The organism is Arachnia propionica, assembly GCF_003859805.1.
GTDB lineage: Bacteria > Actinomycetota > Actinomycetes > Propionibacteriales > Propionibacteriaceae > Arachnia > Arachnia propionica_C.
Genome location: NZ_RQZG01000022.1, coordinates 1 through 25,070, shown reverse-complemented (window position 1 = coordinate 25,070; position 25,070 = coordinate 1). Strand labels below are relative to the sequence as shown.

Below are 25,070 nucleotides of genomic sequence, written 5' to 3'. Positions count from 1 at the left end.
CTCCGGGTCTCACCCGGAGAAGGTGACTCCTTGATCGTCCACATCCCCAAGGTGCTTGAAAAGAAAACCAACCTTTCGGCGGACCCCCACCGAACAAAACGCTCATTCAGTTTGTTCATCTCGCGATCGAGAAGGGCGTTCATGCTCCTTCCGGGAAGCCCCACGCCACCCCGGAACGAGATCGCCGCCCCCAGTTGACCACGACCCAAGATCGATCTACAATCATTTGTAGATCGATACACGCTCGTCGAGGAGCCCCCATGAACCGCACCACCGTCACCATCAGCGACGTGGCCCACCACGCCGGGGTGTCCCGGGCCGCGGTCTCCAAGGTGATCCGCAACGCCTACGGGGTCAGCAACGCCATGCGGGAACGCGTCCAGCACGCCATCGACACCCTCGGCTACCGCCCCAGCGCCACCGCCCGCGCCATGCGAGGCCAGGGCTACACCCTCGGCATCGAGGTCCCGGGCATCGCCAACAGCTTCCTCGACGACGTCATCCAGAGCTTCATCGACGCCATCGAGGAGACCCCGTACCAGGTCATCATCGCCCCCGCCGGGCCGGACCGGGACAGCACACGCGCCATCCAGGTGCTCGCCGACCGCCAGGTCGACGGCATCGTCGCCGTCTCCCCCGCGGTCGACCCCGACTGGCTGGAATCCCTCGGCACGAGGATCCCCCTGGTGCTGCTCGGCCGCCGCGACGAGGCCACCACCTACGACACCATCTCCGACGACGACGCACTGGGCACCCGACTCGCCCTGGAACACCTGGTGAGCCTGGGACACCGCGACATCGTCCACCTCACCATCACCCCGGATGCCGAGAACCACCTCGACAACGCCCCGCACGCCGTCCGGGCCGAGGCCTACCGCGAGTTCATGGCCGAACACCGGCTCGCGGACCTCACCCGCGTCATCACCACCGCCCCCTCCGAGGACGGCGCCGCCCAGGCCATGCGTGACCTCCTCGACGGCCCCCACCGCCCCACCGCCGTCTACGCCGGACACGACGAACTGGCCCTCGGTGTGCTGCGGGCCATGGGGGAGGCGGGTCTGACCAGCCGCGAGATCTCCGTGGTCGGTTACGACGACTCCCCCATCGCCGCTCATCCCCTGATCTCACTCACCTCCATCCACCAGTCGGCCACCAGCTGTGGCCGCCTGGCCGCCAGGTTCCTCCTCGAGAGGATCAATGGACGCACCACCGCACACCACGAGGTGGTCGTTCCCGAACTCAGGGCACGTGCCTCCACCACGGTGCCGCGCACCCGCTGAGTCATCAGTGGTTTCGCCTGTCCTGGGACTGGTTTGCCTGCCTTGTTCGGAATTGCCTGCCTTATTAGACAGGCAATTTGATTTAAGGCAGGCAACTCATCCCTAGCGCAGGCAAAGCACGGCACAGCGAGGACCCGGGTACCTCCCTCCTGATCCCCTCGAAGGGATAAAGTGGTCGCAGCTCGGACAGGAAGGAAGCCGGTGAGGAGCCAGTCACGCCTCAGCATGCGGGATGTGGCGGATCGCGCCTCGGTGTCGGTCGGCACCGTCTCGAACGTCATCAACAATCCGCAGCGGGTGCAGCCGGCCACCAGGGAACGCGTCGAGGCGGCCATCGCGGAGCTGGGCTGGGTGCCCAACCCGCAGGCCAGGGCCCTGCGTGTGGGCCGTTCCCTGACCATCGGGTTGGCCGTGATGGATGTCGCCAACCCGTTCTTCGCGGATGTGCTGCGCGGTGCCCAGGCGCGGCTGGAGGAGGCGGGGTACGCCGCGACCATCGGGGATGCCGACAACCGTCCCTCCCGTGAGGCCGAGCTGCTGCGTTCCTTCCTCGGGCAGCGCCTGTCCGGGGTGATCCTCGGGCCCATCGGGCCCTTGCCGCCGGAGGTCGCTGCCCTGGGGGCCGCCGGGGTCCCGACGGTGCTGGTGGATCGCGCCGACGGCGACGGCTGCTGCAGCATCGGTGTCGACGACGTGGCCGGTGGGCGTCTGGCCGGGGAGCACCTGCTCGCCTCCGGGCATCGTCGGCTCGCCTTCGTCGGTGGTCCGGTCGAGCTGGCCCAGGTGACCAACCGTCGGGAGGGTTTCCTGGCCGCGACCGCGACAACTGCGACGGTGATCGACCTGCCGACCGCCGCCCTGGACTTCGACTCGGGGCGGGCCGCCGCCGAGGCCCTGATCGCCCTGCCCGAGGAGTCCCGGCCCACCGGGGTGTTCTGCGCCAACGACATGCTGGCCATCGGGATGCTGCAGGGGTTCGTCGCGCACGGACTGCGGGTCCCGGCCGACATCGCCCTGGTCGGCTACGACGACATCGACTTCGCGGCCGCCGCGGCGGTGCCGTTGTCATCGGTGGCACAGCCCCGTCGGGACCTCGGGCGCCAGGCCGCCGAGTTGCTGCTGCAGGAGATCAGCGACGGTGACGACCACCGGCACCGGCGTGTCGTGCTGCAGCCGCAGCTGGTGTCGCGGGCCTCCTCGACACCCACCCTTGACCCTCCCCACCACCGACAGTAATCTGCTGAAACCCCAACTTGAAACGATAAAACCCGCCTGTCCAGCGCAAGGAGGCGCCATGTTCGACGACACCACCAGCGCGGTTCTCGCCGCCCAGGAGATCGAGGTCCCCTCGTGGGCCTACGGGAACTCCGGCACCCGGTTCCGCGTGTTCACCACCCCGGGCACCCCCCGCGGCGTCGAGGAGAAGATCGCCGACGCCGCCCAGGTCCACGCGTACACCGGACTGGCCCCGAAGGTGGCACTGCACTACCCGTGGGACAAGGTCGACGACTGGGCCGCACTCACGCAGTACGCAGCCGAGCAGGGAGTCGGGATCGGCACCATCAACTCCAACACCTTCCAGGACGACGCCTACCGTTTCGGCAGCCTCGCCCACCACGACCCGGGCACCCGACGCAGGGCGATCGAGCACCACCTCGAGTGCATCGAGGTGATGAACGCCACCGGCAGTCGTGATCTCAAGGTGTGGCTGGCCGATGGGACCAACTACCCCGGCCAGGGGGACATCCGCCGTCGCCAGGACTGGCTGGCCGAGTCCTTGGCCGAGATCTACTCCCACCTCGGCCCCCACCAGCGACTCGTGCTGGAGTACAAGTTCTTCGAGCCGTCGTTCTACCACACCGACGTCCCCGACTGGGGCACCGCCCTGACCCAGGTCCTCGCACTGGGTGAGCGCGGCGTGGTCTGCCTCGACACCGGCCACCACGCGCCGGGCACCAACATCGAGTTCATCGTGGCGCAGCTGCTGCGGCTGGGCCGGCTCGGTTCCTTCGACTTCAACTCCCGGTTCTACGCCGACGACGACCTCATCGTCGGGGCCGCCGACCCGTTCCAGTTGTTCCGCATCCTGTGGGAGGTGCGACGCGGCGGCGGCTTCGAGCCCGACTCGGGGGTGGTGTTCATGCTGGACCAGTGCCACAACATCGAGGACAAGATCCCCGGCCAGATCCGTTCCGTGCTGAACGTGCAGGAGATGACCGCGCGGGCGCTGCTCGTCGATGCCGACGCCCTGGCCGCCGCACAGCAGGCGGGTGACGTGCTGGGCGCGAACAGCATCCTCATGGACGCCTTCTACACCGATGTGCGACCCGCGTTGGCGCAGTGGCGCACCTCGCGGGGGCTGCCCGCCGACCCGATGCGCGCCTTCGCCGACAGTGGTTACCTGGCCCGGATCGCCGCCGAGCGGGTCGGTGGCACCCAGGCCGGATGGGGGGCGTGAGCATGGCTGCCGTCATCGCCGTCGACCTCGGCGCCACCAGTGGGCGCGTGATCCTGGTCCGTTTCGACGAGGGCATCGACCTGACCGAGGTGCACCGTTTCGACACCGCGCCCGAGCAGGGCCCGGACGGACTCCGGTTGGACATCGCCCGGCTGCTGGAGGAGATCCAGGAGGGCATCGCCTGGGCCGTCGCGATGGCCCCCGACGGGGTGCGCGCCGTCGGCATCGACTCGTGGGCCGTGGACTACGGTCTGGTCGCGGGCGGCAGGCTCGTCGCCGCCCCCTTCCACTACCGTGACCCGCGGTGTGACGCGGGTCGGGAACGGGTGCAGCAGCTCATCGACCTGCCCGAGCTGTACTCCCGCACCGGCATCCAGGACCTGCCGTTCAACACCGTCAACCAGCTGGTCGACGACCTCGACCACGGTCGTCTGGAGGGCGTGGAGCGGATGCTGCTGCTGCCCGACCTCATCGGCTACCTGTTGACCGGACGGCTCGTCGCGGAGGCCACCAACGCCTCCACCACGGGGCTGCTCGACCCGCACACCCGGCAGTGGGACTGGGAGCTGATCGACCGGCTCGGCCTGCCCCGGCACCTCTTCCCCGAGGTGGTCCCGCCGGGCAGCATCGTCGGCACCATCGCCGTGGGGCCGGCGACCGGCATCCCACTGGTGGCGGTCGGCACCCACGACACCGCCTCCGCCGTCGTCGGGGCACCACTGCAGGACGAGGGGGACGTGTTCCTGTCCTCGGGGACGTGGTCGCTGCTCGGGCAGGAGCTGCGTGACCCGATCCTCACCCCCGGGGCACGGGCCGCCAACTTCACCAACGAGGGCGGGGTGGACGACCGCGTCCGGTTCCTGAAGAACATCAACGGGATGTGGCTGCTGTCGGAGTCGATCCGCGCCTGGGGTGAGGGCCGCGTCCAGGACCTGGTGGACGAGGCCCGCGAGGTGACGGATGCCCCGGTCTTCGACGCCACCGATCCGTCGCTCATCGCGCCGGGCGACATGCCGGAGCGGATCCGGGCCCTGGCGGGCGACGACCCGCGTCTGGCGGACCGGGCGGTGTTCACCCGCTCGGTGCTGGACTCGCTGGCCCTGGCCTACGCCCGCACCATCGACGAGCTGGTGGCCCTGACCGGGCAGCACCCCGAGCGACTGGTCATCGTCGGTGGCGGGTCCGCGAACGAGTTGCTGAGCCAGCTGGCGGCCGACCGCACCCGGCTCACCGTGACCTCCGGCCCGATGGAGGCCACCGCCATCGGCAACGCGCTCGTCCAGGCGCGGGCCGTCGGTCTGCTGAACGGTTCGTTGGAGGACCTGCGTGAGGTCGTGCGGTCCTCCAGCGAGGTGACCACCTGGTACCCGACCCCGGAGACGACCGAGCCGTCGGTCCCGGAGCCGGAGACACTCACCGAACCGGAGGCGCTCATCCAGCCGGAGACGGCCCCGGAAACACTCATCCAGCCAGAAGCGGCCCCGGAACCGGAGGCGCTCACCGAACCGGAGGCGGTCCCGGTGTCGGAACCCTCGGGGGTCGAGCCCTCCCCCGCCCCGCTGCCCCACCCGGAGGCGGAGCTGGCAGCCCTCGTCGGGCTGTCGAACGAGTTCGGTGCGAAACCGGCGTTCACCCGCGCGGGCGGCGGCAACTCGTCGGTCAAGGTGGACGGGGTGCTGTGGATCAAGCCGAGCGGGGTCTCGATGGCCACCCTGGTGGCCCAGGACCTGGTGCCACTGGACGTGAGGACCTTGGTGGACGCGCTGGACGCCCCCGATCCGGACCCGTCGCTGGGGGATCCGGTGCATCAGCTGGCCACGCGGGCCCGGCTGGACGACGGGCCGCGCCGCCCGTCGGTGGAGATCCTGTTCCACGCCCTCATCGAGGACGCCTACGTGCTGCACACGCACCCGCTGCTCATCAACGCCGTCACCTGCAACACCGACGGCCCGGCGCTGACCCGGGAGCTGTTCGGGGACGAGGTGCTGTGGGTGGACTACGTGGACCCGGGGCTGCCACTGGCCCGCGAGATCGCCAGGCGACGGCGCGAGCACGTCGAGGCCACCGGGCAGCGGCCACCGCGGATCACGTTCCTGATGAACCACGGGATGATCGTCTCCGGTGACGACGTGGCCGAGGTGGCGGCCGACTGCAACCGGGTGTTGAAGGTGATCCAGGGTGCGATCTCCCGACGTTCGGGCATCACGGGTCTGGCCAAGGAGTTCGCGCGCGCCGTCGGTGCCCGGGCCGTCGCGGTGGACGGCTCGTCGATCGCCTCGGACTTCCCGCTCACCGAGGCGGGGGCCCGATTCATCACGCAGGGGCCGCTCATCCCGGACCAGATCGTCTACGCCGGGTCGTTCGCCTTGGTGCTCCACGACGGCGACGACGTGGCCGAGGCGGTGCGTCGTCACGAGGAGACCCACGCCCAGACCCCGAGGATCGCGGTGATCCCGGGAGCCGGGATCGCTGCGGTCGGGTCGTCGAAGAAGCAGGCGAAGACCGCGCTGGAGGTCTACATCGACGCCCTGACAGTGGCACGTGCCGCAACGATTCTCGGCGGAATTCGGACCCTCGACGAAAGTGAACGTACTTTCATCGAGACCTGGGAGGCCGAGGCCTACCGCCAGCAGGTCGCCAACCACTGAACAGGCCCGGGGCGCAGCAGAGGTCCTTGTCAAAGCGACTTCTGCTGCGCCTTGCTCTGTCAACCTTTCGGCTCTACCAACTTTCAGCAATTGACGTTCGGTGCCGCTTCGGACCCACCTCGGCGAGCCTCTTGCAGTCTGTCAGCCCATCGGCTAGACGTGTTGACTTTCAAAGCGATATGTTGCCCTCAGACAACTGTCCATTCGAGCTCGGGGGTACGATGAAAAAACCCAAAGTTCTCACCAGAGGCAGGAAGGTGCTGTTCGCCCTCCTCGCCGCGGTGATCGCCGCAGGTGGCAACCTGCAGGCCACACCCGCCCACGCGGCCGAGGTGAACGCCATCAACGCTGACACCATCAGCATCACCAACGAAACGCGTCCCGGCCAGGCGATCCTCGTCAACGACACCGTCCGCATCGAGGCCAGCTGGTCCATCCCGGACGGCACCGGCCACGACGGGGACACCTTCAGCCTCGGCCTGCCGGTCAACGCCCTGGAGGGCAAGGTCGGGAGCTTCAACCTGACCCCGGAGGGCCAGGACGCTCCGGTCTACGGCACCTGCGAGATCCAGAAGACCCAGATCCTGTGCACCCTGTCGGCCGAGGCCGAGAACAAGAGCAACGTGCGCGGCAAGCTCTGGTTCACCTCCCGCGCCCACCAGGAGTACAACAACTCCAACCTCACCTTCACGGTGAACGGCAACACCCCCAAGGAGGTGCCGCTGCCGAATGGCGCCGAGGGCATCGGCTACGACCCGTACACCCCGCAGGAGCTCGACAAGCTGGGCTACTTCATCGACGACGACACGCTCACCTGGCGTGTCATCGTCCCGGGCAAGGCCCTGGCCGACAGGAGCCAGCTGACCATCAACGACACCTACGCCATGCCTGGCACCAACTTCACCATCGAGGGGGCCTGGTTCTACAAGATCCCGAACACCCCGAAGTGTTGGAACAACCTCTACGATGGTGAATGTCGCACCGAGCTGTGGAGCAAGGAGGGCGCAGCCACCGATGGCGTGAACGTCGCCTTCGACGACACCAAGGACACGATCAACGTCACGGTGGGTGCCCCCTTCCAGATCCAGGAGGACAAGCTCTACACCCTCCACATCGACCTCAAGGTTGACGGTACCGTGGTCCCCGGCAGCCAGTTCGAGAACGTCGCCATCATCAACGGTCAGGCCATCAAGGGTGACGCCACGAAGGAGGCCGCCGGAGGCGGCACCGGCGACGGCGACGCCGTCGGCCACATCCAGCTGGTGAAGAAGCTGACCGGCAACCACAGCGTGCCCGCTGACACCGTCTTCCCCGTGGAGTTCTCCTTCCAGCGTGCGGGTCAGCAGGTCACCGGCACACTGCCGCTGAAGGCCGACGGCACCCCCCAGGTGCTGCGCAACATCGTCAACGGCACCGTGGTGACCTTCACCGAGGGCCTCCCCACTGTTGCCGGCAACACCTTCGGTGACCCGGTGTTCTCCGGTGAGGGAGTCGCCGACGGCGGAGCGGCCTCGGCCAGCGCCACCGTCACCGCCCAGGGCACCAAGACACTGGAGGTGACCCTGACCAACCCGGTGGAGCCACCCCCGGCGCTGGAACAGGTGACCCCGGTCGACCCGACCATCACGGAGGGGGTCTGCACCCCGGGCTCGCTGGAGCGGGCCAACCCGACCGTCCAGGTCGCGAACACCGAGGGCATCACCTACGGTGCCCCGCAGGTCACCGTCCAGGGCAACCAGGCCACCATCACGGTGACCGCCACCCCCGAGAACGGCAAGCAGCTGGTCGACCCGCTGCCCGCAGGCTGGGTGAAGAACCCCGACGGCACCTCCGCGACCTTCACCAAGACCATCGACCACCCCGCCTGCCCGGCGACCACGGTGATCCCGGTCGACCCGACCTTCGAGGTCGGCACCTGTAGGCCAGGGGAGGTCGAGCCGAGTGACCCGACCATCACCGCCGCCACCACCGAGGGCATCACCTACTCCGCCTCGTGGGCCATCGACAACAACGAGGTGGTCTTCACCGCCACCGCCACCGCCAAGCCCGGCTACGAGATCGACCGGGCCAACCTGACCGACGGCTGGACCTGGAACAACGAGAAGGGGATCGCGGAGTTCACCAAGCGGGTTCCCAAGAACGTCTGCGTCAAGACCGTCGTCCCGGCCGTCCCGAAGGTGACCGCGGGTGTCTGCCGCGACGGTGCCACCGTCCCGACCGACCCGGTCGTCGATCTCCCGGCCACCGAGGGCATCACCTACCGTGACCCGCAGTTCGCCAAGGAGGGCCGCAACGTCACCGTCACCGTGGTCGCCGAACGCGAGGACGGCTACATCATCGACGGCGGCAACCTGCCCCAGGGCTGGGTCTACAACAACGACGGCACCGCCACCTACACCACCACGGTGGAGCAGCCGGAGTGCACCCCGGTGACCCCGGTCGCCCCGACCATCACCCCGGGGGTCTGCACCCCGGGGTCGCTGGAGCGGGCCAACCCGACCGTCGAGGTCGCGACCACCGAGGGCATCACCTACGGCGAGCCGAAGATCACCGTCCAGGGCGGCAAGGCCACCATCACGGTGACCGCCACCCCGGTCGGCGACAAGCAGCTGATCGCCACCCTGCCCGAGGGCTGGGTGAAGAACCCCGACGGCACCTCGGCGACCTACACCAAGGAGATCGACCACCCCGCCTGTGAGGCGACCAAGGTGATCCCGGTCTCGCCGAAGGTGCAGCCGGGTGCCTGCACCCCGGGATCGACCACCCCGGCCGACCCGAGCGTCGCGATCACCCCGACCGAGGGCATCACCTACGGCGACCCGCAGTTCGCCAAGGACGGCCGCAACGTCACCGTCACCGTGACCGCCACCGCCAACCAGGCCTACGCCATCGACGGTGACAAGCTCACCGAGGGCTGGAAGCTCAACCCCGACGGCACCGCCACCTACACCATCGTGGTGGAGCAGCCGGTGTGCGAGCTGCCCACGGTGACCCCGGTGGACCCGACCGTCACCCCGGGGGTCTGCACCCCGGGTTCGCTGGAGCGCAGCGAACCGACCGTCGAGGTCGCCACCACCGAGGGCATCACCTACGGCAAGCCGCAGATCACCACCCATGGCGGCAAGGCCATCATCACGGTGACCGCCACCCCTGAGGACGGCAAGCAGCTGGTCGACGCCCTGCCCGAGGGCTGGGTGAAGGACCCGGCCAACAACTCGGCGGTCTACACCAAGATCCTCGATCACCCCGCCTGTGAGGCGACCACGGTGGTCCCGGTCGCACCGGCCGTCACCCCGGGGGTCTGCACCCCGGGCTCGACCACCCCGACCGACCCGAGCGTCGAGCTCCCGACCACCGAGGGCATCACCTACGGCAAGCCGGAGTTCACCGTCGAGGGTCGCAAGGTGACCGTGAAGGTGATCGCCACCGTCAAGGACGAGGCCTACGCCATCGACGGTGACAAGCTCGCCGAGGGCTGGAAACTCAACGCCGACGGCACCGCCACCTACACCACCACGGTGGAGCAGCCGGCGTGTGAGGTGCCCGCTCCCCCGGCCCCGGTCGAGCCGGTGAAGCCGGTGGATCCGAAGATCACCCCGGGGGTCTGCAAGCCGGGCTCCAAGACCCCGACCCCGCCGCGGGTCCAGCTGCCGAAGGTCCCGGGCCTGGTCTACGGCACCCCGATGATGACGGTTGTCGGCAACAAGGTGACGGTCACCGTCACCGTGGTCCCGGAGGCCGGCAAGAAGATCGGTGAGCTGGGCAAGGGCTGGACCCTGAACCAGAACGGCAGCGCCACCTACACCTACACGGGCACCAACCCCGTGTGCGGGAAGCCGGGCATGCCGAAGACCGGCAACTGAGCCGTCGGGCTGACTGACAGCTGACCGGGGCCCCACCGTCTGATGGCGGTGGGGCCCCGGTTCGTCGTCTCGAGACCCTCGGCGACGCGCGGTGTCCCGGCGGGTGTCACACCTCCTCGGCAACGGGGACGACGAACCCGACGGTTCTCGTCGGTCCCGGCTGTTACATTGGCCGCATGACCTCAACCGACGGAGCAACGATGCCCATCTCGGACCCCGACCCCCGGTTCCGTCCTCGGTTCCCTCAGCGCCTGGAGGGGACCGTGGCATGAGAACAGGACTGGTGACCACGGATGCGGACTTCCTCAGGAACGACGACGACACGGAGATCGGGATGATCAACGACGCCCTGCGCAGGAGCGGGCTCGACTGCTCACCGGTGATCTGGCACGAGGAGCACGACTGGGGCTCGTATGACGCCTTGATCTTCCGCTCACCGTGGGACTACCCGGAGCGCAGGCAGGAGTTCCTGGCCTGGCTCGACCGGGTCCAGTCCCTGACCCGGATCATCAATCCCCCACCACTGATCCTCTGGAACATGGACAAGCGGTATCTCACCGAGCTGTCCGCCCACGGGGTCACCACGACACCGACGGTCTTCTGCCACACCTACGATGACTGCGTTGCCGCGCTCGACGACCTCCCTGCCGACCACTGCGTCATCAAACCCAACATCTCCGTGGGGTCACGGGACACAGGGCTGTTCACGGGCTCCGACCGTCGGGGGCGTGAACTCTGCCGGAGGATCCTGGACTCCGGACGGGTCGTGCTCGTCCAGCCGGCCGTGGAGTCAGTCCAGCACGACGCCGAGCGCGGGCTGCTCTTCTTCAACGGCCAGTTCTCCCACGCCATCCGGAAAGGGGCGATCCTGGCCGTCGGTGGCGGCTACCTCGGGGGGAGGTACACCGAACGCATCTCCTCGGCGGAGGCCACGTCCGACGAGATCGCCCTGGGCCGGGCGACGATGGAGGCGATACGTCTGGTCTCGATGGAGAACCGGTGGGGGCAGGACGCCGAGGTCCCGCTCTACGCGAGGGTCGATGTCATCACACCATCCGGTGGTGAACCACCGATGCTGCTCGAGGCCGAACTGTTCGAACCGGCGCTGTTCATCCGTCACTCACCAGCGGCCCTGGCGCGGTTCGTGGAGGCCGTGCACGTCACACTTCACGCTGGGAACTGATCGGGCCGGACCGGGGAAGGACGTTCCACGCCCCCGGCGACGACGGTCACGGCTCGATCGTCGGGAACGGCCTCCCCGCCCCCTCGACCTCGCCGTCGGTCCATCCCCGGGCCACCAGCTCCGCCGCCAGGCGACGGCCCAGGGCGGCGTGGACCGCGGTGTTGAAGTGGACGTCGTCGCCACGATCCATCACCGACGGCGGGGTGCGCAGCTGTGCGCGGGCCTGCAGGTCCTCATCGGTGGGCGTGATCCCGGCGGCCTCGAGGGCCTCCTCGCGCAGCCAGGTGCGGAAGTCGAAGAACTGGCCCGGATGGGTGGCGGCCAGCCAGGTGTTGAGACGTTCCGCGATCTGCCACAGCACGTCGCCGGGCTGGTTGGTGGTGGCGGGGCTCAGCCCGATGAACAGCACCCGGTCGTGCCCGGCCCAGGTGAGGAACCGCTGGTGCGCGGCGATCACGTGGCTGGCGCGGCTGGCGCAGACGGTCCGCCCGTTGGCCCAGTGGTTGTTGGTGCCCACCGAGTGGATCAGCACATCCCCGCGGGAGTCCCCGAGCCCGGAGACGAAGGGCACCGCGACCCCCACCCGGGCGGGCTCTCCCGCCTCGGCCCGTTCAAACCACCAGCGGCCGTCTCGACGCACCAGGGTCCCGGCGACTCCCGCCAGTGAGCCGTCGAAGCGTCGCTCCTCGGCGTCGAAGAGCTGCGCGCAGACCAGGGCGACCTCTCCGGAGGCCGGGATCACCCCGTCGACGGGGCGCGCCCAGATCTGCACCGACCCGCACCGGATGCCCACACCGTCGGCGGTCTCACCGCAACGACCCCGGTTGACCACCTGCACGGCCCCGCCGAGGGCCTGCTCCAGCTGTGCGGGCCATGCCTGGTGCAGCGGGAAGATGCCGTCCTTCGAGCCGCCCTCGGTGAGGCTGTCACCCCAGCAGGTGATCCGGTTGCGCGACGGTGCCATCATCTCCTCCTCGACCTGGCCTTGCAGGACGCATCCTAGGGCCTGTCCGAGTCCTGCTGCGAGCCCCGGGCCGGGTGAACCTCACCACACCTGTCCACCGCTGGCCGAGCCGGGTCCGGAGTCCTCGGAGACCCCATAACCCCCAATTCTGCTGGCGGAGGTGTCCGGTGCCGACCTCCTGCCACCGGTCAGCTGTGATCCACGGCGGCCCGCTCCACCGGCAGGGCCGCCAGCTGCCTGCGATGGTAGGTCTCGAACCCTGCGATCTCGGCCGCATCGGGTTCGACGACGCTCATCACCGCATCGGCGAAGACCCCCGCCAGGAAGTCCGTCAGCGACACCCCCTCCTGCCGCATGAAGGCCGCCAGCAACGCGATCCCCCACGCCCCGCCCTCCGCGGCAGTCTCCCCGACGGTGACCGGCACCTTCGTCGCGGCCGCGAGATGACGCTGCGCCACACCGGGGGTCCTGAAGATCCCGCCGTGGGCGAACAACGAGTCGATGTGCACCCCGCCCTCGTCCACCAGCACGTCGAGCCCCACCCTGAGCGTCGCGAACACCGAGTACAGCTGCGCGCGCATGAAATTGGCCAGGCTGAGCTCGCTGTCCGGGGTGCGCAGCACCAGCGGCCGCCCTTCCGCCAGACCCACCAGGTGCTCACCCGAGAGGTAGTTGAAGGCGACGAGGCCCCCCGCGTCGGCCGCGCCGTCGAGGGAAGCCGTGAACAAGGTCTCGAACACCTGCCCCGCGTCCACGTCCACACCGAGCCGCTCCACGAACTGGGCGAAGATCCCGGCCCACGTGTTGACCTCCGAGGCCCCGTTGTTGCAGTGCACCATCGCCACGGGATGCCCCGCCGGGGTGGCGATCATCTCGATCGCCTCACTCACCACCGCGGGCGGCTGGTCCAGCACGATCATCGCGAAGATCGAGGTGCCAGCCGAGACGTTCCCGGTGCGGGGCGCGACGGTGTTCGTCGCCACCATGCCCGTCCCGGCATCCCCCTCGGGCGGGCAGGCGACAGCCCCGGCCCGGAGGGTGCCGGTCGGGTCGAGCAGCAGCGCCCCCTCCTGCGTGAGGGTCCCCGCCTCGGCCCCGGCGGGCAGCGGCCGGGGCAGCAGGTCCGTGATGCGCCAGGGCAGACCGCGTTCAGCGGCGAGCCGGTCGAAGGCCGCCACCGCGTCGCCCTGCCACGCGACCTCCCCGTCGACGGGGAACATCCCGGAGGCCTCGCAGGCCCCCACCACGCGTCGCCCGGTGAGCCGCCAGTGGATCCACCCCGCCAGGGTGGTGATGTGCGCCACCTCTGCGACGTGGGGCTCATCGTTGAGGACGGCCTGCCACAGGTGCGCGATCGACCAGCGCTGCGGGATGGTGCAGCCGAACAGCTCGCTGAGCTGCGACGCGGCCGGTTTGGTCATGGTGTTGCGCCAGGTGCGGAACGGGGTGAGCAGCCGGTCGTCGGCGTCGAGGGCGAGGTGGCCGTGCATCATCCCGGAGATGCCGACGGCCCCGAGCCGGGTGAGTTCGACCCCGTGGCGGTCCCGCACGTCACGCACCAGTGCGGCGTGGGCGGCCTGCATCCCGGCGACGGCGTCGTCGAGGGAGTAGGTCCACACGCGGTCCTGGAACCGGTTCTCCCAGTCGTGGGAGCCGGTGGCGATGGGCTGGTGGTCGTCACCGACCAGGACCGCCTTGATCCGGGTGGACCCGAACTCGATGCCGAGGACGGCCCTGCCCTCGGTGATGGTGGTGGCGGGATCGGGCTGGTTGGTCATGGACACTCCTTCGGGCGACGCCGCACAGCCTACCGGTGACGACGGGCCTCCTTGCGGAGTGGGATCAGGGTGGCCGTCTCGACGGGCCAGTCGGCGGGGACGTCACGCCGTCGGATGTGCTCGGGCGGAGTGACCCGGTACCCGACGCGGTGGAGTGTGTCCTGGATGCGCCACAGGGCTTTGGCGGAGTGATCGGCCAGGGGGTTCGACCCGATGGCGTACTCCCGGTGCAGCACCTCGGTGCCCGCCTCAGTGCTCCGCGCCGCGACGATGATCGTCTGGTCGCCCTGGTGTCGCGCGATCCGGGGCACGAACAGAAGGACCGCCTCCGGGATGAGTGCGAACAGGCATCCCTTGACGCTGAGCAGCTTCCGCTCCACTCCCCGCTCCATGCTGAGCACCCGCCACCCCAGGCCGCGCGCATCGACGACGGTCTGCAGCTGGGGGTGCCGCGGCGGTAAGCGTCGCGGGTCAGTCCGACCTCGGCGAGCCGAAGCACCTCATCAGGCGGGGCGTCGGTGAGAAAACGCGCGACGGCGGGGCGGAACACCTTGTCAAGGGTGCGCCCTGCTCACCCGAGCAGGGCCAGCGGGACCACCCCGATCCCGTCCGGGCGGCGGTATGCGTGCTGGCCGGTGGTCACGATGATCGCGTCGGTGAGTGCGGTGCCCAGTTTGGACTGGAGCCAGGTGAGATGTCTCACGTCGTCATCCCCGACCGCCCCGGTGAGCTTCACCTCCACGGCGACGATCTCGCCGTCGGGTCCTGTGACGATGAGGTCGATCTCCCGGTCACCGCGTTTGGTCCGCAGGTGCGCCACCTCTGCCCCGCACTGCTGGGCCGAAACACGCACGCTGAGCGTGGCCAGGGCCTCGAACAGCCTGCCGAACAGGGGGGCGGTACCGACGTGGACCTGGCTGTCCCGCCCTCTCAGCAGCGAGCCCGCCGAGCCGCCGAGCAGCCTCAGCGAGAGCGCCGGATCGGCCAGGTGGTGCCGCGGGCTCGTGGCCAGGGCTCCGAGGTTGATCCCGAGCGGCAGCCAAGGCTCCACCGGGTCGAGCAACCAGAGGCTCGTCAGCCAGTCCCGGTAGCGGATGGTGGTGCTTCGCGACGGCGCGGCTCCTTCGCCCGGCGCGGCACCGGCCCGGATCTTCTCCCAGGACGTGGTGGTCGCCTCCGCGGCGGCGAAGGAGCGCAGCCACGCCGCCAGCGAGGCGGGGCGTCGCAGTCGGCCCTCGCCGGTCTCCTCGACCTCCTTGCTCATGACCCGCTGCAGGTAGCTGTCGAGCTGGACCCGTCGCAGCTGTTCAGGAAGCCCCGCGATGCCGGGAAACCCGGAGCGCGCGATCTCCTCCGCGTAGAACGCCAGCGAGGTGTTCGTTGCACCTGCGAGCGCGGCCCGATCCCCGACCAGGAGATCGCGCAGCATGACGGTGGGGGCTGTGGTGCCGCGTTCCTGCAGGGCCATCGGCCTCATCCGCAGGGAGACGATCCGGCCCGCGCCGGAGTGGATACGTGCCTGCTGTGGGGCGGTGGCGCTGCCGGTGAGGAGGAAGGACCCCGGGGCGGCGTCACCGTCCACCGCCCGCCGCACCGCGTCCCACACGCTGGGGACCAGCTGCCACTCGTCGATGAGGACGGGCGGGTCCTCGAGGGCCTGGCCTGGCCGGGCCGCGATGATGGCCTCGTGGGCCGGGTCGTCCAGGCTCCACACCGTGCGGGCCCGTCTGGCCGCGGTGACGGTTTTCCCCACGCCCTTGGGGCCCTCCAGCGCAACCGCCGCGAGTCCTGCGAGGTACTCGTCGAGCACTGTATCGACGCTTCTGATCAGATACCGCATAGCCAAATGATACATTTTGGACGCGCCAAACGATACAGATGGAGCAGAGTTGGCGATACAGATGGTGCAACCACGACCCTGCTCAGCCCTCGACGACGAACTGCACCACCTCGCCGCGGCCCTGCCAGTGGTCCTGCCACAGTTCGACGCTGTCGACGAGCCCCCGGTGGAGGGCCGGTTCGCGCTCGGCCAGGGCGTCCATCCCGCGCAGCCGGACAATGATGTGGCCCTCCTGCAGCCACGCGAGGTCACGCATGCAGTCGTCGAGGGCCGCCCAGGTGCCGCCGAAGTGATCGGGGAACCGGAAGGTCTTGGCGAACAGCCGGAGGAGCTCCCCCGAGCTTCGGACGTTGCGGAGGGCGAGCACGTACTCGGCGGGGGCCGTCGTGGGGGCAACCGGCCCGCGATGGGTCCGATGGGCGTGCTCGGTGAGCTGCTGGACGAACTCGGCGATGGCCTCGCGTCGCGTGACCCGGTTCCGGGACAGGTACAGGCTGAACTCCGGCACCTCCTCCACCCGACAGCCGTAGGCCTGCTCGTCGTCGAGTTCACGTCCCATCCAGTCCAGGACGTCGAGGTGCAGCGTGAGCGGTGGGACCGGCAGGAAGTGGTGCCGCACCACCCACGCGCCGCCCTCCCCGTCGTCGACGACATCCCACCCGGCATCGTGCAGGGCGGAGCGCAGCTCGTCGATGCGGGACATCACGGGCACAATCTAGCGAACTCATCACGTGGAGGAAGCAGCCCTGTCCGACGGCTGGCGGAGGCCACCACCGAGCGCCAACCGCAGTCCTGCCCCGAGGGACGGCTGGGGCCATGCCGCTGGTCGATAGGATGAAGGCCCTCGTCAGAAGAAAGGAAAGCCATGAGTCTCAGCGACGAGGTGCTGGCCCGCATCCGGGCACTCGGTGGCGACACCTCCCGTGTCACGGGCGAGTCCCTGGCCGCCGACCTGCAGGCCATCACCTTCGAGACCGTGCTCCACGAGGCCCCGGTGGACACCCCGTGGGCGAGCGCGGAGCAGACCGAGCCGATCCCCGGCCTCGGCGCCTTCCTCGACGCCCGGGAGGAACGGCTGGAGACCGACCGGGACGCCGTGCTGCAGGAGATGATCGCCCACTTCTACCGGCCCACGGAGGAGGCCCACGGCCAGGACTTCTGGCTGGGACGGCTGTTCACCCCGTTCCGGGAGGGCACCGACGACCACGAGGAGTGGTACGAGGACTGGTTCGAGGACCTCGTCGACGAGGACTCCCTCGCACCCATCGTCGAGAGCACCGGCGACGAGCGCCCGGACTTCGTGCAGATCGCCCACAGCTACGGCTTCCCCGACCACCTCTACGTCTGCCTGTCCGACCCCGACCCGTCCAACCCGACGGTGTGGGGCACCGACCACGAGGAGTTCTTCCAGGAGATCGAGCCCCAGGGGACGCTGCTGGAATGGCTGCAGGCCCGGATGACCCCGGACGAACTCATCGCCATCGTGGAACGGGCCCACGAGTGGACGGACCGGTTCGACTGAGCGGTCGTTCGACACGCGGGCAGGTCGCCACGCGTGCTCGTCTCTGACCGGCCACCGCGCGCAGGAGATCTCCCTGTTCCGCCGATCGAGCCGACCTCCCTCCGCGGTCACGAATCGCCGGGATGACTGCTGCACTGCGGACCACCGTGATGCGCCCCCCCGGGCACGAATCGCCGTTCTGCTTGCCCGAGGTGCCGCCGCCCAGCCATGTCACGCAACCAACACGGCGATTCCTGCACACCCTCGGCTCGGTCAGCGGGAGGTGGTTCCGTTGGTCCCGTGGCCCGACGGGGTCGCGTCACCGGTTTCCCTGCCCTGTGACGGCCTGGCCGAGTCGCCGGGGCCGGTGCTCGGTTCGGCGCTCGGCTTGGTCGCCGACTCGCTGACCGACGGTGAGGGCGACGGCGTGCGGCTCGTCGCCGGGGCGCTCGGGGACGCGGAGCCGCTCTGCGACGAGGTGCGGGGTGCGGACGTCGACGGTGCCGGGCCGGGCGGTGCGGGTTTCGTCGAGGTCACCGGGGCCGGGGTCGTCGAGGACCCCTTCGGCGCGGTGCTGGCAGGCGTCGGCAGGGTGCTGGGGGTGGCGGCGAAGGAGGCGTCCACGGCGGGCACCCCGTTCAGCCAGGCCTCGGGGTTCTGGAACGTCCCGTCGACGATCACCTCGAAGTGCAGGTGGCACCCGGTGGAGTAGCCGGTGTTGCCGACCCGGCCCACGCCCTGGTGGGTGGTGACCCGCTGCCCCACCGTGACCGCGACGCTCGAGAGGTGGTTGTAGGTGGTGACGACGTGGTGCCCGGCGATCCGCCCGTGGTCGATCTTGACCTGGACCCCGTTGCCTCCCGCCCAGCCGGTGCCGATCACGGTGCCGGGGGCGGAGGCCCCGACGGGGGCGCCGCAGGGTGCGGCGAAGTCCAGTCCCGTGTGGGGTTTCCAGACCCGCAGGACCGGGTGGAACCGCATCCCGAACCGGGAGGTGAACCGGCCCCTGACCGGTTGGGCCAGCAGTTTCCCGCCGTCGACGTCCACGAGGTCGAGCGTCTCGGTGGGGATCGCCGAGGGCACGTTGAGGACCGTGGTGTCCTCGCCGGGGGCCTCGGCCTCGGTGTCGGCGGTGGGCAGCTGGTCGACGACGGGGGTCGTCGGGACGGAAACCAGTAGCAGGGCGCCGTCGCCGCTGCCCATCGCGGGCGTCTCGACGTCGTGCACCGCATCGGAGTGCTCGGTGACCTCCGGGATCGCGTGGAGGTCAGGCTCGCTGCCCCACAGTGAGATGCTCATCGTCCCCGCGACGAACAGCACGGCTGAGACGGCCGCGACGAGCGGCCGGAGCTGTTTCAACACACCCTCCCCATTTCTGTGTTGGCCGAAAGGTCGGCAGGTCCATGAAAACACAGGCAGGGCCTCCGGGGCCAGTGCCTTCAAGGGGAGCTTGAGGGTCGGCGCTGCAGACGTGCGGAGCGTTGCGAGTGGCAGCGCTTCCATCGGCAACGCTCCGCACGTCTGCAGCGCACATCACCCCGAACTATTTACCCAACGTTTCCCTAGTGTTATTCTTGGTGTCGCGGGGGGTTCGAGGTCACAGGGAAACCACGAACCCCTCGCACCACGTTCCTCGCTGCCCAGCCCGTAGACTTCGCCCGTGCCTGATCTGACCCGAGCCCAGCAGAACGCCGTCGCCGAGCTGCTCCGCACCTCCGGTGTGGTCAGCGACCTCGGTCGTCACTTCCGCGCTGCCGGGGAGCAGCTGTACCTCGTCGGGGGCTCCGTGCGTGACGCCCTGCTGGGAGGACTGGGCCACGACCTGGACTTCACCACCTCCGCCCGCCCCGAGACCACCCATGCCATCCTGCGCGACGTCACCCCCACCACCTGGGACATCGGCAAGGAGTTCGGCACCATCGGCGCCATGAAACGCGACGGCGACCTCGAGTGGCAGATCGAGGTCACCACGTTCCGCGCCGACGCCTACGAGTCGGACTCCCGCAAGCCCGTCGTCGCGTTCGGTGACAACATCGACGACGACCTCGTCCGTCGCGACTTCACCGTCAACGCGATGGCCGTCGACGTCATCCAGGGCAGGTTCGTCGACCCGTGGGGCGGGCTCGACGACCTGGCCGACGGCGTGCTGCGGACCCCCGCCGCCCCCGAGGTCAGCTTCAGCGACGATCCGCTGCGGATGATGCGGGCCGCCCGGTTCGCCTCCCGGCTGGGGTTCAGCGTCGCCAAGGACGTGGTGACGGCGATGACGCAGATGGCGGAGCGGATCCGCATCGTCTCGGCCGAGCGCATCCAGGCGGAGTTGACGGGGCTGCTGCTCACCGACTCGCCCCGGGAGGGCCTGGACCTGCTGGTGCGCACCGGGATCGCGGACTTCATCCTGCCGGAGCTGCCCGCACTGCGGTTGGAGCGCGACGAGCACATGCGCCACAAGGACGTCTACGAGCACTCGTTGACGGTGCTGGAGCAGGCCATCGAGTTGGAGAGGGCTCGGGGTCACGAACCGGATCTGGTCAACCGGTTGACGGCACTGCTGCACGACATCGGCAAGCCCGCGACCCGTCGCTTCGAGGGCGGCAAGGTCACCTTCCACCACCACGACATCGTCGGTGCGAAGCTGGCGAAGAAACGCCTGAAGGAGTTGAAGTACTCGAGCGCGACGGTGAAGTCGGTGACGAAACTGATCGAGCTGCACCTGCGGTTCCACGGCTACGGCGACGGCTCCTGGACCGACTCGGCCGTGCGCCGCTACGTCCGCGACGCGGGTGACGAGCTGGAGCGCCTGCACATCCTGACCCGCGCGGACTGCACCACCCGCAACCGCAACAAGGCCACCCGGCTCCGGCGCGCCTACGAGGAACTCGAGTGGCGCATCGACGAGCTGGCGGCCGAGGAGGAGCTGAAGGCGCTGCGTCCCCACCTCGACGGCGCGCAGATCATGGAGGTCCTGGGCATCGGCCCCGGCCCGACGGTGGGGAAGGCGTACAAGTTCCTGCTGGAGCACCGCACCGAGCACGGTCCGATCCCTGAGGACGAGGCGAAGGCCCTGCTCCTGAGCTGGTGGAAAACCGAGAACTGACCAAAGGAACGACTCACCCGCCGAACATCGGCTCCCCGTTTCCCTCCCTGACCAGCACGAACCTCGGCAGAGTTGTGCCATGGCGATCCGGAACGTCCCCGAGTTGACTGTCACCTGGCGTTGGGTCCGCCCCCTGCTGTGGGGTGTCCTCACCGCGCTGTGGATCTCGGCGATCGCCATGATCGCGCTGTCCCTGACGTCACCGCAGGGGCAGGTCGCCCCGGAGCTCATGACCACGTTTTGGCGGTGGTTCGTCGTCGCCGCGATCCCCGCAGCCACGCTCCTCCTCCTCGAACTGCGGGGAAACCGCCCCGGCTCCGGGCGACGAGCGACCATGCTCCTCGCCACGGCGCTGCCCATACCCCATCTCGTCTCGGTGGTCCCGACGGTCAGGACGACACCGCTCACCGCCGACATCCCCGTTCTCCTCACCGCGCCCGCCGCCCCCCGTCCGGCTCACCCTCGCCACCGGCTGCCTGACGGCGTCCTGCTTCGTCCTCACCCTCATCTCCCTTCTGCGTGAACGCGACTGGGCACCCATCCCTGACCGACCTGCCGCGCCACGCGTCGTCGCGGCCGTGCTGTGCGGGGTCATGATCGTCGGCTACGGCGTCGCCCAGACCCACGACCTCGTCAGAGAAGCACTGACGCCGGTGCGGATCACCACTTCACCCGCCCCGGACACCCTGCCCCCGATGTCCCCGGTCCACGTCCCGTCCCACCTCACCGAGGAACCCTCGTGGGTGTTCCGGTCCCCCGAACTCACCGCCCCGGTGGAGGTCCACCTCGGGGCCCGAGGTCCCATCGTGGCCGACGAGGACACCGTCATCGGACTCGACGGCGCCACGGGTCGGCGGCTGTGGAGCTTCGAACGCAACGAGGGTCACCTCGCCAGGCTCCGGCTCCGGGCGGGTGCTCCGGAACGCGTGATGGTGTCCCCCGACGGCAGATCGGTGATCGTCGTCACCTGCCTCAACCCGCCCGAGAAGCGGTCGGAGTGGCCTCCTGGGAAGGGCTTCCCGATGCTCACCGTCATCGATGCCGTGACCGGAAACCCCCGATTCAACGCCGGTACAGAGGGCTTGGGGGCCATCCCGTACCTGTCCTGCTCCGACCGTGACATCCCTTACATCTCGATGACCGACCACGTGATGGTGATCGAGTCCCACGGATACGACCTCATCACGGGCACCGAGCGGTGGCAGCTTCCCGAGAAGCTCTTCCTCCTCGAAGGGCCCCAGGGCTCCAGCCACGTCGTCGCTCTTCGTAGTGATGATGGGGTTCCCGACGGCGGATCGGAAACCTTGCAGGAACGGGGGTGGGCCTGCCCCATGTGCATCGACAACACAGTCGACATCCTCTCCGATGAGGACCTGTCAGCGACCCACCGGCTCGACGCCATCGGCTATCTCGCGTTCGGGGGTCTCCTCATGCGGGGCTGGCTCCTCACCCATGAGGACTCGACGCACACCAACGCGTGGTTGAACGTCGACACCCTGCAGCGCATCCCCATCACCGGCGAGGTCCAGCCATATGGTGACGAGCACTTCTGGCGCGCTCCCGACACCGCCATGCTGAGATCCCAGGTGGACCAGGAGGTGCCGGACGGATCCACAAGGCCGACCTACCACGTCCTCGACTCCTGGACGGGCGAGACAGGCATCGTCACCACCCCGTACGAGGACAGCACCTTCGGACCCCTCGGCGTCGGGCTGTGGTTCGACGTCGCGAGACACGGAAGACGTTTCCAGGTGTGGGGATCGGACGGCTCACCCGTCGGCGAGCGCATCGAACTCGCCATGCCTGCCGGTGAACCCTGGGAGATCCAGGGCTTCCTGCGCAGCCACCATGGCCTGGTGGTGGCCTTCTCATGGGAGCCCCGCCAGGACCTCGCCAGCAACGTCTCCGTCGCCATGTACCGCTGACCACGACCAGCGAAACCACCATTTCCGCTCAGCGAAACTACCGTTTTTGTCCAGCGAAACTACCATTTCTGTCCAGCGAAACTACCGTCATCGTAGACTCGGGGCATGGAGATCATCCCTCGACACATCCTCGGACACGGGCGGGAACTGCTGGCGAACTTCCCCGTCGTCGTGATCCAGGGTGCTCGTCAGGTGGGCAAGAGCACCCTGGCCAACCTCCTCGTCGAAAAAGGCCCGGGCATTCAGGTCACCCTCGACGACACGGCCACCCTGGCCGCGTTGCGTCATGACCCCGACACCTTTCTGACCCAAGCAGGCGACGGCACGCTTGTCATCGACGAGGCACAACTGGACCCCGAACTCCCCAGGGCCATCAAGAAACTGGTTGACCGGGATCGTCGTCCCGGCCGATTCCTGCTCACCGGCTCCGCCAACCTCCTCCGCACCCGATCCGCCACCGATTCCTTGGCGGGCCGGGCCGTCACCCTGAGGCTCCGTGGCCTCAGCCAGGGTGAGATCCACCACCAGCACGATGACTTCGTCACCGCTCTCCTCGAGTCATCCGCGCCGGCATCCATCACCACGGAACTCACACGCCTCGACTACATCCAAGCGCTGTCCACCGGCGGATTCCCGGAGATGCAGCGTCGGCTCAACACGCGTATGACCCAGGCTTGGCTCAGCTCCTACCTGGAGCGCATCCTCGACAGGGATGCGCCTCTCGTCTCACGGGGGTCGGCAAAGGAGCGTCTGGCCACTCTGACCCGGCTGCTCGCCGCCGCCCAAGGCGAGGAGCTGGTCAAGGCCCGCCTCGCCGAGCAGGCTTCCATCCCCCAGGGCACGATCACCGGATACCTCGACGCGCTGGAGGCCATCTTTCTCACCGAGAAGCTGAAGCCCTGGACCGCCAACCTCACCACGCGGGAGATCGGGAGACCCAAGATCAGCATCAGCGATCCCGCGCTGGCCCTCCGGCTGGCGGAAACCCCACCCAGCCAACTCGCCTCCCTCAGATCGGAGGTCTTCGGACATCACCTCGAGGCCTTCGTGGTCTCCGAACTACTGAAACAGCAGGGCTGGAGCGAGACCGAGTTCACCCTCAGCCACTTCCGCGACCGCAACGGCCTCGAGGTGGACATCGTGATCGAGCTCGCCGACGGCAGCGTCATCGCCGTCGAGGTGAAGGCGTCGGCGTCCCACCGTCCCGATCACTTCCGCAACCTGCTCAAACTGGAGGAACTGCTGGGGGCTCGGTTCCGCCGCGGCGTCGTCCTCAACACCGCGCCCGGTGGTTTCCAGTTCAGTCGCACCTGCGTCGCGCTACCCGTCGCCGCCCTGTGGGAGCTGACCTGAGGACATCGTTCAGGCGAATCCGCCCGCGAGGCGGACCGTCGCGTCGACGAAGTCCCCCAGCCCCGGCTCCTCGACCGGGAAGTGGCCGCAGCCGCGGAGCATCACCACCGAGCTCGGGGCCTTCAGCCGCCGCACCACTCGCATGCTCAACTCGACCGGCGTCCACCGATCCTGCCCCGGATGGAGCAGCACGACGGGGACGTCCGCCCGCTCCGGCCCGACGTGCCGGTACCGCAGGTAGGAGGCGAGGAAACCGAGCGGGACCCGGGCCCCTCCTCCCCGGGGATCGACGGTGCAGAGCCTCGTCAACCCGGGGTCGCGGCTCATCCGGCCGAGGTTGGCGACCCAACTCATCGGGATCGTCGTCGTGGCGAGTCTGCCCCGGGCCAGCCAGGACAACGGCCCGCCCAGGACCCCGAGCGGCCCGAAACGGGTGAGCCGGGCGCGAACCCGGACGTCCCGCGGGTCGACGAGGCAGGTCGCGGCAACGGCGGACACCTCGGGACGGTGAGCTGCGACCTCCAGCGCCACCATGCCCCCGATGCTGGCACCGAGCAGGACCAGGGGTCGGCCGTCGTGCTCGGCCTCGACGAGGTCACCGACCAGCCGGATCCAGTGGTCGTATCGCACCCGCTTCGGATGGGGGCTGACGGTCCGTCCGTAGAGCGGCAGGTCGACGGCGGCGACGTCGAGGCCCTGATCCGCCAGCAACGCGGCGAGCGGCCACAGGGCCCCGCTGTGCCCACCGGCGCCGTGGATGAGGAGCACCCTCGGCGCCCCCTCTCGACGGGCCCGAGCGAGATGCACCCGGTGCCCCTGCCAGGACCACCAGTCCTCCTCCGGCCCGCTCCCCGCGACCTCCCGTCGCGCAGGCGGCAGGAAGGCGACGTACGGGTTGCTGTCCATGACGAGACCCTACCGGCCGCGCCGCCACCACAGCCGAACCGCCCATATCGCGGTTGGGAAGGGCTTTTCCTCAGGCACCGGCGTGCCGGTCAAGGCACGGGCATGAAGTGGAAACGTGGATGCACCCAGGAACACCCCGAACTCGACGTACCGGCTGCAGCTGACTGCCGACTTCACGTTCAGCGACGCCGTCGTCCAGCTGCCCTACCTGAGGGAGCTGGGCATCACGCACCTGTTCTGCTCCCCCATCCTCCAGGCCGCCCCCGGCTCCACC

The 25,070-nt window shown here is 69.1% G+C and carries 18 protein-coding genes; 11 read left to right on the top strand and 7 right to left on the bottom strand.

Annotated elements, in window-relative coordinates:
- Positions 1-260: 260 nt before the first annotated feature.
- The 6 genes from EII34_RS14525 (at position 261) to EII34_RS14500 (ending at position 11,432) form a co-directional block, all read left to right on the top strand.
- The gene (locus EII34_RS14525) at positions 261-1,280 is read left to right on the top strand and encodes a LacI family DNA-binding transcriptional regulator (RefSeq protein ID WP_124845897.1); all 1,020 of its coding nucleotides are present in this window, start codon (positions 261-263) and stop codon (positions 1,278-1,280) included.
- 201 nt (positions 1,281-1,481) lie between these two features.
- The gene (locus tag EII34_RS14520) at positions 1,482-2,516 is read left to right on the top strand and encodes a LacI family DNA-binding transcriptional regulator (RefSeq protein ID WP_260425176.1); all 1,035 of its coding nucleotides are present in this window, start codon (positions 1,482-1,484) and stop codon (positions 2,514-2,516) included.
- A gap of 58 nt (positions 2,517-2,574) precedes the next feature.
- The gene (gene rhaI / locus EII34_RS14515; RefSeq protein ID WP_124845896.1) at positions 2,575-3,738 is read left to right on the top strand and encodes an L-rhamnose isomerase; all 1,164 of its coding nucleotides are present in this window, start codon (positions 2,575-2,577) and stop codon (positions 3,736-3,738) included.
- A gap of 2 nt (positions 3,739-3,740) precedes the next feature.
- The gene (locus tag EII34_RS14510; RefSeq protein WP_260425180.1) at positions 3,741-6,386 is read left to right on the top strand and encodes an FGGY-family carbohydrate kinase; all 2,646 of its coding nucleotides are present in this window, start codon (positions 3,741-3,743) and stop codon (positions 6,384-6,386) included.
- A gap of 221 nt (positions 6,387-6,607) precedes the next feature.
- Entirely contained in the window at positions 6,608-10,249 is a 3,642-nt protein-coding gene (locus EII34_RS14505) for an Ig-like domain-containing protein (protein ID WP_124845894.1), read from the top strand.
- A 268-nt stretch (positions 10,250-10,517) separates the two neighbouring features.
- Positions 10,518-11,432 (top strand): ATP-grasp domain-containing protein, encoded by a 915-nt coding sequence (locus EII34_RS14500; protein ID WP_124845893.1) that lies wholly within the window; start codon positions 10,518-10,520, stop codon positions 11,430-11,432.
- Between the two features lie 46 nt (positions 11,433-11,478).
- Here the strand turns inward: EII34_RS14500 and EII34_RS14495 are convergent, their stop codons facing one another.
- The 5 genes from EII34_RS14495 to EII34_RS14475 form a co-directional block, all read right to left on the bottom strand.
- Positions 11,479-12,399, bottom strand: coding sequence for an SGNH/GDSL hydrolase family protein (locus EII34_RS14495; protein WP_124845892.1), 921 nt, complete (start codon positions 12,397-12,399; stop codon positions 11,479-11,481).
- A 185-nt stretch (positions 12,400-12,584) separates the two neighbouring features.
- Positions 12,585-14,174 (bottom strand): xylulokinase, encoded by a 1,590-nt coding sequence (locus tag EII34_RS14490; RefSeq protein WP_124845891.1) that lies wholly within the window; start codon positions 14,172-14,174, stop codon positions 12,585-12,587.
- A gap of 29 nt (positions 14,175-14,203) precedes the next feature.
- The gene (locus EII34_RS14485) at positions 14,204-14,566 is read right to left on the bottom strand and encodes a hypothetical protein (RefSeq protein ID WP_124845890.1); all 363 of its coding nucleotides are present in this window, start codon (positions 14,564-14,566) and stop codon (positions 14,204-14,206) included.
- 179 nt (positions 14,567-14,745) lie between these two features.
- The gene (locus EII34_RS14480) at positions 14,746-16,014 is read right to left on the bottom strand and encodes an ATP-binding protein (protein WP_124845889.1); all 1,269 of its coding nucleotides are present in this window, start codon (positions 16,012-16,014) and stop codon (positions 14,746-14,748) included.
- Positions 16,015-16,096: 82 nt separating this feature from the next.
- Positions 16,097-16,717, bottom strand: coding sequence for a barstar family protein (locus tag EII34_RS14475; RefSeq protein WP_260425179.1), 621 nt, complete (start codon positions 16,715-16,717; stop codon positions 16,097-16,099).
- A 162-nt stretch (positions 16,718-16,879) separates the two neighbouring features.
- Here EII34_RS14475 and EII34_RS14470 point away from each other — a divergent pair, with 162 nt between their 5' ends.
- On the top strand, positions 16,880-17,536 hold the full coding sequence (locus EII34_RS14470) for a hypothetical protein (RefSeq protein WP_124845887.1): 657 nt from the start codon (positions 16,880-16,882) through the stop codon (positions 17,534-17,536).
- Positions 17,537-17,788: 252 nt separating this feature from the next.
- On the opposite strand, the gene EII34_RS14465 is transcribed toward EII34_RS14470, so the two are convergent.
- A complete protein-coding gene (locus tag EII34_RS14465) occupies positions 17,789-18,874 on the bottom strand; it encodes a M23 family metallopeptidase (protein WP_185711365.1) in 1,086 nt (361 codons plus the stop codon).
- 301 nt (positions 18,875-19,175) lie between these two features.
- Between EII34_RS14465 and EII34_RS14460 the strand changes: the two genes are divergently transcribed.
- From EII34_RS14460 to EII34_RS14445, 4 genes are all read left to right on the top strand, one after another.
- The gene (locus EII34_RS14460; protein ID WP_124845885.1) at positions 19,176-20,612 is read left to right on the top strand and encodes a CCA tRNA nucleotidyltransferase; all 1,437 of its coding nucleotides are present in this window, start codon (positions 19,176-19,178) and stop codon (positions 20,610-20,612) included.
- Between the two features lie 79 nt (positions 20,613-20,691).
- Positions 20,692-21,135, top strand: coding sequence for a hypothetical protein (locus EII34_RS14455; RefSeq protein ID WP_124845884.1), 444 nt, complete (start codon positions 20,692-20,694; stop codon positions 21,133-21,135).
- Positions 21,136-21,190: 55 nt separating this feature from the next.
- The gene (locus tag EII34_RS14450) at positions 21,191-22,537 is read left to right on the top strand and encodes a hypothetical protein (RefSeq protein WP_124845883.1); all 1,347 of its coding nucleotides are present in this window, start codon (positions 21,191-21,193) and stop codon (positions 22,535-22,537) included.
- 105 nt (positions 22,538-22,642) lie between these two features.
- Positions 22,643-23,890, top strand: coding sequence for an ATP-binding protein (locus EII34_RS14445; RefSeq protein ID WP_124845882.1), 1,248 nt, complete (start codon positions 22,643-22,645; stop codon positions 23,888-23,890).
- Positions 23,891-23,899: 9 nt separating this feature from the next.
- Here EII34_RS14445 and EII34_RS14440 read toward each other — a convergent pair whose 3' ends face one another.
- Positions 23,900-24,796: an alpha/beta hydrolase gene (locus EII34_RS14440; RefSeq protein WP_124845881.1), complete on the bottom strand. Its 897-nt coding sequence runs from the start codon at positions 24,794-24,796 to the stop codon at positions 23,900-23,902.
- Positions 24,797-25,070 lie beyond the last annotated feature (274 nt).

Bases quoted from the DNA above. Each gene is read 5' to 3' on its own strand.
- EII34_RS14525 (WP_124845897.1), top strand. From the start codon at position 261: ATGAACCGCACCACCGTCACCATCAGCGACGTGGCCCACCACGCCGGG.
- rhaI (WP_124845896.1), top strand. From the start codon at position 2,575: ATGTTCGACGACACCACCAGCGCGGTTCTCGCCGCCCAGGAGATCGAG.
- EII34_RS14510 (WP_260425180.1), top strand. From the start codon at position 3,741: ATGGCTGCCGTCATCGCCGTCGACCTCGGCGCCACCAGTGGGCGCGTG.
- EII34_RS14505 (WP_124845894.1), top strand. From the start codon at position 6,608: ATGAAAAAACCCAAAGTTCTCACCAGAGGCAGGAAGGTGCTGTTCGCC.
- EII34_RS14500 (WP_124845893.1), top strand. From the start codon at position 10,518: ATGAGAACAGGACTGGTGACCACGGATGCGGACTTCCTCAGGAACGAC.
- EII34_RS14495 (WP_124845892.1), bottom strand. From the start codon at position 12,399: ATGATGGCACCGTCGCGCAACCGGATCACCTGCTGGGGTGACAGCCTC.
- EII34_RS14490 (WP_124845891.1), bottom strand. From the start codon at position 14,174: ATGACCAACCAGCCCGATCCCGCCACCACCATCACCGAGGGCAGGGCC.
- EII34_RS14485 (WP_124845890.1), bottom strand. From the start codon at position 14,566: ATGGAGCGGGGAGTGGAGCGGAAGCTGCTCAGCGTCAAGGGATGCCTG.
- EII34_RS14480 (WP_124845889.1), bottom strand. From the start codon at position 16,014: ATGCGGTATCTGATCAGAAGCGTCGATACAGTGCTCGACGAGTACCTC.
- EII34_RS14475 (WP_260425179.1), bottom strand. From the start codon at position 16,717: ATGTCCCGCATCGACGAGCTGCGCTCCGCCCTGCACGATGCCGGGTGG.
- EII34_RS14470 (WP_124845887.1), top strand. From the start codon at position 16,880: ATGAGTCTCAGCGACGAGGTGCTGGCCCGCATCCGGGCACTCGGTGGC.
- EII34_RS14455 (WP_124845884.1), top strand. From the start codon at position 20,692: ATGGCGATCCGGAACGTCCCCGAGTTGACTGTCACCTGGCGTTGGGTC.
- EII34_RS14445 (WP_124845882.1), top strand. From the start codon at position 22,643: ATGGAGATCATCCCTCGACACATCCTCGGACACGGGCGGGAACTGCTG.
- EII34_RS14440 (WP_124845881.1), bottom strand. From the start codon at position 24,796: ATGGACAGCAACCCGTACGTCGCCTTCCTGCCGCCTGCGCGACGGGAG.